The sequence below is a fragment of the Edaphobacter sp. FHG110511_03 genome (genome assembly GCF_059115365.1).
Genome location: NZ_JBZYWL010000013.1, coordinates 58,295 through 65,027, shown reverse-complemented (window position 1 = coordinate 65,027; position 6,733 = coordinate 58,295). Strand labels below are relative to the sequence as shown.

Annotated in this window: 5 protein-coding genes; 4 read left to right on the top strand and 1 reads right to left on the bottom strand. The window is 51.5% G+C overall.

The genetic code is table 11. The features are described 5' to 3' along the window. Nucleotides 1-362: 362 nt before the first annotated feature. Nucleotides 363-1,103 (top strand): SDR family oxidoreductase, encoded by a 741-nt coding sequence (locus AC5S26_RS28080; RefSeq protein ID WP_494188258.1) that lies wholly within the window; start codon nucleotides 363-365, stop codon nucleotides 1,101-1,103. 220 nt (nucleotides 1,104-1,323) lie between these two features. Then, complete coding sequence (locus AC5S26_RS28075; protein WP_494188257.1) at nucleotides 1,324-1,794, top strand: nuclear transport factor 2 family protein; 471 nt, start codon at nucleotides 1,324-1,326, stop codon at nucleotides 1,792-1,794. A 164-nt stretch (nucleotides 1,795-1,958) separates the two neighbouring features. On the opposite strand, the gene AC5S26_RS28070 is transcribed toward AC5S26_RS28075, so the two are convergent. Then, complete coding sequence (locus AC5S26_RS28070; protein ID WP_494188256.1) at nucleotides 1,959-2,264, bottom strand: hypothetical protein; 306 nt, start codon at nucleotides 2,262-2,264, stop codon at nucleotides 1,959-1,961. Nucleotides 2,265-3,099: 835 nt separating this feature from the next. On the opposite strand from AC5S26_RS28070, the gene AC5S26_RS28065 reads away from it, so the two are divergent. Both AC5S26_RS28065 and AC5S26_RS28060 read left to right on the top strand, forming a co-directional pair. Next, nucleotides 3,100-5,295, top strand: a complete 2,196-nt coding sequence (locus AC5S26_RS28065) for a sigma 54-interacting transcriptional regulator (protein ID WP_494188255.1) — start codon at nucleotides 3,100-3,102, stop codon at nucleotides 5,293-5,295. 373 nt (nucleotides 5,296-5,668) lie between these two features. Further along, nucleotides 5,669-6,316: an HD domain-containing protein gene (locus AC5S26_RS28060; RefSeq protein WP_494188254.1), complete on the top strand. Its 648-nt coding sequence runs from the start codon at nucleotides 5,669-5,671 to the stop codon at nucleotides 6,314-6,316. Nucleotides 6,317-6,733 lie beyond the last annotated feature (417 nt).

Here is a 6,733-nt window from a genome sequence, read left to right as displayed (position 1 = left end):
CGGCGTTATCCATCACGCAAAGCAGCTCCGAGATTAATGGCTCTAGGCATTCCCTTTGGAGGCGCCCGTCAACACTCCTCTCCCGCAACTTTATGTTAATCCCGTCGAAAAGCAATGCGGCTAGATCTAGCTACTTGAGCTCCCCAGAACGTATTGTTCAACGTTTCATTGGTCACATTCTCACGACTCAAGTGCATTGCCGACAACGACGCAGACTAGGCTGCCCGGAGGGGAATGCACCGAACTGTCGAAGTACAACAAGGTGCTCGGGGATGCCTACGACCTTTGTAACTCGGTTCGAGCTATAGCTACAACCAGCAGTTCTCCGACCACCTAATCTCATCAACAAAAGGAAGACAGTCATGACCGACACCGAGAAAAGAATTGCTATCGTCATTGGCGCATCGGGCGGTATCGGAAGCGCCGTTGCGCGGCGGCTAGCCCAAGACGGTTTCGTCCTCACTGCCCATTACGCCGGCAACGGAGCTAAAGGAGAGGAGGTGGTAAGCGCAATTAGGACAGCTGGAGGCAACGCGATCGCCGTCAAGGCGGACATTACAAACGAGGCCGATGTGGAACAACTGTTTAAGACTACTCTCGATACTTTCGGGGGCATTGATGTCGTAGTTCATACTGCAGGCATCATGCCGATCGGTAACATAGCCGACGGCAATCTAGAGATCTTTGACAAAGTGATTGCTACGAACCTGAGGGGGAGCTTCATCGTCATGAGCCAAGCTGCCAAGCACGTTCGGAAGGGCGGCCGCATCCTTGCATTCTCCAGTAGTGCGCTCGCAAAGTCATTCCCCGGCTATGGTTCCTATTGCGCATCGAAGGGCGGCGTCGAAGGGCTGGTTCATGTGCTTGCCAATGAGATGCGCGGGCGCAACATTACGGTGAATGCAGTGGCGCCAGGACCAACAGCTACAGAACTGTTCCTCAAAGGCAAGTCACAGCAACTCATCGACGAACTAGCCAAGATGGCTCCTATAGAGCGCCTCGGCACTCCGGAAGACGTCTGCAATGTGGTCTCGTTCCTAGCCGGGCCTGATGGCGGCTGGGTCAACGCTCAGGTCGTTCGCGTAAACGGTGGCTTCGCTTAATCCGATCAGCGGATACACCTCAATCAGCAAGCGCCTCTAGACAACAATCCGCAATCAAGGCTGCCCGGGAATCAAATGACAAGCGAGAGGACTTGAAGCTTGAATCGAGACGGACGAGATTGAAGCAAACCTTTGTTAAGACTCTGAATAAATCACGGCGACGATCGACAATTTCCTGAGTGTCGACAGAGCCAGCTACTGACAGAAGCGGGGAATCCCAATGACAACAGTGAGTAGAACTCTCAACATCCAATCGAATCAAATTACTCTACGTGAAAATGTAGTGTCCATCGTCCTTTCTGAACTAAATCGCGGGAATGTTATCAATGCCGTCGACCTGTTTAGAGAGAACTTCAAGTTCATCGATCATGCGCTAGGACTAGAGTTCAATGATAAAGAGCGGCTGGAAGTGTTTTTTCGTAAGACACGTGAACTATTCCCAGATGCTCACGTGAACGTGACAACTATAATTGAAAGTGGCAACCGGGTTGTTGCCGAATGGACTTTCACTGCGACACATGTTGAGCTAGTTTGGCCAGGATCTCAAGCAAAAGTGCCAAGAGCCTTGCCGGGCATTTCCATTGTGACATTGACCGATGGACGAGTCAGCGAATGGTCAGATTATTATGACAAGATCACCGCAAGGCGGAGCCGCTTAGTCGATTTCTTCACAGAATGGACAGAACTGTAGCTGCCGAGCGTCCCCCATGATCCGGAAGAGCGAACCTATCTACAGACCAACAAACGAAGAAAGCTCAAATGATGTCTTTATGTTTGGCCATGATTGCACAGACTTTTTCATGGCTACGCCCTCCTTCACTTGAACTATCTTGTGCCCAGCAGTTTCCGTCGTTACTACGTCTTCACTGGTGATGAAGCAGGCTCGCGCGCAGCTTTTTTTGCAGCTTTCTTGGATTCTTCCCAGCGTAGCTTTTGTGCCTCGGCGATCTTTGCCCGTCCCTCGGTGCTCATTGTGCGGCGCTTGGGTTTCCTAGCAGACGTTTCTGGATTGAGATGGACTGCATCGTTGCCCGTCCGGACACGGGCCGGACGACCTGGCCTTCGTTTAGTAGTAACATCGATGTCCGTCAAAAGTGCTTTCACATTTTGCAACTGCGCTATCTCGGCATCAATCGCAAGGACAATATCGTTTGTATTCACGAACCCTCCAGTCTTGAGCATAGCGTATGAATCCGACCTGCGTGATCAATCGGGCATGACGGCATTGTCGACGAAAAGACGTTTCCCGTACCACTGGTAATTGGTTCAGGTCGCGCCATAACGCCTCGAAATATGAACGCAGCCAGACAGTTATCGTATGGAACTTCTCCACTCCTCATTCTCATAAGCAACGAGTTACCAACTCGAGCGAACCTTATGGAGGTTCCCAGCCATCAATGTTGCTCGGGGACAACAACGATGGGAACCGCCGAGTCAATCATTCGTATTTCGGCGGATGAACTCAACCTTCGAAAATCCGCGTAACCATATTGAATCCCGGTTCTATTTGACGAATGGAGTGCTTTCAGACGACATCAACCCAAAAGAGCGAGTTTGCAGAGCCGTAGTGCCAGAAACGCCATTCGGCCGAGTGGGACCGGCTGATGATCTCGGAAGCGTTCGTTTTTTGGCATTGGACAAGGCTCGTTGGATCACCGGGAGAGATCATAAGAGTATCAATGCAGTGAGGCACGTACTAAGAGATAGCTCAGGTCAGGGAAATTGCGGTCCATTACGGGGACGGCGATCAAGCCCATAAAGTCACGTCTATCATGATTTCGAAGCAGCTTACAGAACACCAATGACCAACCCTTTAGAGATCGACGGGATTTATTGCAAATAATTGCACGTACGCCGTACTCGCACCGCACGATTCAATTGGACTAATATGCTCCCAATCCGCTTGTACCGAGCAGAAGCCGCCCATGACGGCCACGGAGCGCGCCTAAGCTAGGCGCGGCAGCACCATCCGTAGAAACCGATGGGAGGAAATGGGATGACGGAATTACTCGGACAGATTTGGCAGATCATCGATGCTATTCCAACTCTGGCATGGTCTGCAGATTCAAGTGGCGCAGCTGATTTCTTTAATATGCGTTGGCTCGAATACACCGGACTTACCATGGAGCAAGCTTTAGACTCGGGCTGGAAAGTTGCGGTTCACCCGGATGACCTTCCTAACATGCTGAAGACCTTCCAGAATGCGGTCGATTCGGGCATCCCGTTCGAAGTCGATGGGCGCTTTCGTCGCAATGATGGCCAATTCCGATGGTTTCTCTTCCGCGGCAGTCCGATGTGCGACGATTCTGGCCATATCGTCAAATGGTACGGTGTCAATATCGACCTTGAAGACCGTAAAAGAGCAGAGCAAACCCTTAAGCGAAGTGAAGCTTACCTAAGCGAAGCTCAAAAATTAAGCCATACAGGTAGCTTCACTTGGAATATTTCGAGTGGCGTTATCTATTGGTCTCAAGAAACATACCGAATATTTGAATGCGACCCGACAACTACTGTTGATCCTGAATTCATCTTGCAGCGAACTCACCCTCACGACAGAATATTCGTGCAACAGTTGATCGAACGAGTGACTACAGAAAGACAAGGATTTGATTATGAGCAACGATTGTTGTTGTCGGATGGATCCATCAAGTATCTGCGGGTAAGAGGACGTCCGTCAGAGGAGACGACTGGCCCCTTGGAGTTTGTGGGCTCGGTCTCGGATATCACCGAAACGAAGCACGCGGAGATGGAACTGAGGCGGAACGAGCGATCCCTGATGGACGCACAGCGTTTGACTCATACAGGCAGTTGGGTTTGGAATCTTAAGTCTCAAAAATTCGACTATTTGTCACCTGAGCATTTCCGCATCTTTGGCTTCGAACCGGGGCCAGTTATACCTTCGAATGAAGAAGTTCTCAGCCTAATCCACCCAGACGATTTGGACAGGGTGTACAAAGTTTTTACAAGCGCTGTTTTCCGCCAAGGGGAAGAGTACTCCATGGAGTGCAGAATCATCACTCCAGATGGGGCAATCAAGTACCTATTACAAATAGGCCATCCAATAGCCAATTCATCTGGCGAACTCTCAGAATTGATCGGTACCACGACAGATGTCACCAAGGACCGTGTGGCAACAGCGGCTCTGGAGGCGGCATTCGAAGAAATAAAGATACTAAAGGAGCAGCTTTACAAAGAAAACCTTGCACTACGCGACGAAGTTGATCGAATCTCCATGTTTGAGGATATCGTGGGCAATTCGCCAGCGTTGCAAGCCGTGCTCTCACGTGTGATCAAAGTAGCCCCAACCGATTCCACCGTACTCATCACTGGTGAAACGGGGACAGGTAAGGAATTGATCGCCCGTGCGGTACACAAGCGATCCCAACGCTCACAGCGCGCTTTCGTCAGCGTAAACTGTGCCGCATTGGCGTCATCTCTCCTTTCTTCCGAACTATTTGGCCATGAGAAGGGTGCGTTCACAGGCGCGATACAACGTCGCATGGGACGTTTTGAGCTGGCCGATGGTGGAACTATCTTTTTAGACGAAGTTGGGGAATTGCCGCTCGATACTCAGGTTGCACTGCTTAGGGTCCTCCAAGAGCGGGAGTTTGAACGCGTTGGTGGTACGCATCCCATAAAGGTGGACGTTCGGGTAATTGCGGCAACCAATCGTAACCTGGATTCAGCCAAGGCAACGGGGACTTTTCGATCGGACCTCTTCTATCGGCTAAACGTATTCCCAATCGAGGTTCCTCCTTTAAGGCAGAGGAAAGACGATGTGTTGATCTTGCTGGAATACTTCGTGCATCAGTTCGCGAGAAAGGTCGGGAAGCACTTTGGACGAATAGACAGACGGACCCTCGAACTTTTCCGAGAATATGATTGGCCAGGAAATATTCGAGAGCTGCAGAATGTTGTAGAAAGATCGGTAATTTTGAGTTCAGACGATGTGTTTTGTGTCGACGAGGCGTGGCTCCTCTCGAAAACAACGATGGCTCCGAAATGCGAACCTGAGCGCGCTGATGAATACACAAATGATGAACGCAAAATCATCGAAGTTGCGCTCACTAAAAGTCGCGGCAAGGTTGGTGGCCGCAATGGCGCTGCAGCCCAGCTTCAAGTTCCAGCCTCAACTTTGGAATCGAGAATCAAGAAATTGAGGATCAACAAAAAGAGGTATAAGCTCCTGTAAAAGGAGCCGTCAAATTTCAGGCGTTGCCGTCATTCAATTTTAATGATGGCTTCTTCAGCTTATTTCCTTATGGGCTGCCAAATCCCACGCTGATCTGGGCAAGCTCCGGTTTGTCCGCGGCGGCTTTTACGGCGTGCGCATCTACAGATCCTTGCTTGCTGCGCTCCGTGCACAACTTCACAGCTTAGGGCGACCGCTGGCAGTTGCGTAGATTTGCCGAAGCACCTAGGTCCATCAACAAGTTAAGTTTTAGCGATGACCTCCGCAAAACAGAGAACCAATCTACGGACCACCCCCTCCAGTCGAAAGTTTCGGGATCATTCGCTCGCATAGCCAACACCACTTATCAACCAGCTATCATCAGAAAAGAGCGATGATCCAAGAATCCTTCCACCCCTACGACGATCTCTTTCTTCGACTCGAGCGCTACCTTCCCTCGGCGAGTGATGGCGCGCACGATCTCTCCCATCTCCAACGCGTATGGCGGAACGCCAACGCCATTCAGAAAGAAGAAGGCGGTGATCTTGAGATCCTTGCTGCCGCGGTGCTCTTGCACGACTGTGTCCAGGTACCAAAGGACTCACTTTTGCGGACCCGAGCCGCAGCCCTTGCTGCAGATCAGGCCCGCATCGCCCTGGCCCTCCTTCAATGGGAACCGAGTCGGATCGATGTCGTTGCAGGCGCAATTGAGAGCCATAGTTATTCAGCGGGAAAAGCACCAACCAGTCTCGAAGGGTGCATCCTTCAAGATTCCGATCGGCTAGATGCGATCGGATATTTGGGGATTGCGCGCTGCTTTTATACGGCTGGCCGAATGGGCTCGGTCCTTTATGACCCGCTCGAACCGAAAGCTACGATCCGAGGGTTGGACGACCGTCAGTTCGCACTCGATCACTTCCCCAATAAGTTGCTCAAGCTCTCCGAAAACTTCCGGACGTCCGCAGGAAGACGCCTCGCAACGGAACGGCAACAGACTCTCGAAGTCTTCTATAGCGGCATACTTGCTGAGATCGCAGGCTAGGAGCGCCGGTTCGGTGCCTCTACGAAGAGGCGCCTTGCGGTCTCGTGAAGAATTCGGAGTCCTAGGCTGAGCGTACGGCACCTTCACACTCCACAAACGCGAGGCGTGCGTTGCAAGGTTAGGAACACGTGATCTATGTTCAGGCTATTGTCCTCATGGTCGAGATCGTGGCCGACAGCAGCGATCCAAAAGCCGGAGAGTTCTATGCAGCGCTTGACATGCCTTTCGCGACTCTCATGGGACAGGGTTGCGCAGCCACGCAGGTTGGCCGTTTCGACCGACGAGCAATTGAATCGGACTGGAATCGCGTCTGTATATACTCTAGTTGCATCGCTTCCGGACGGGGCTGGACTCAGCGGCCAACGAATCTCTCAATAGGAGTCATTTAACGATTGGGGGTTGTGCAGTGACGACAGA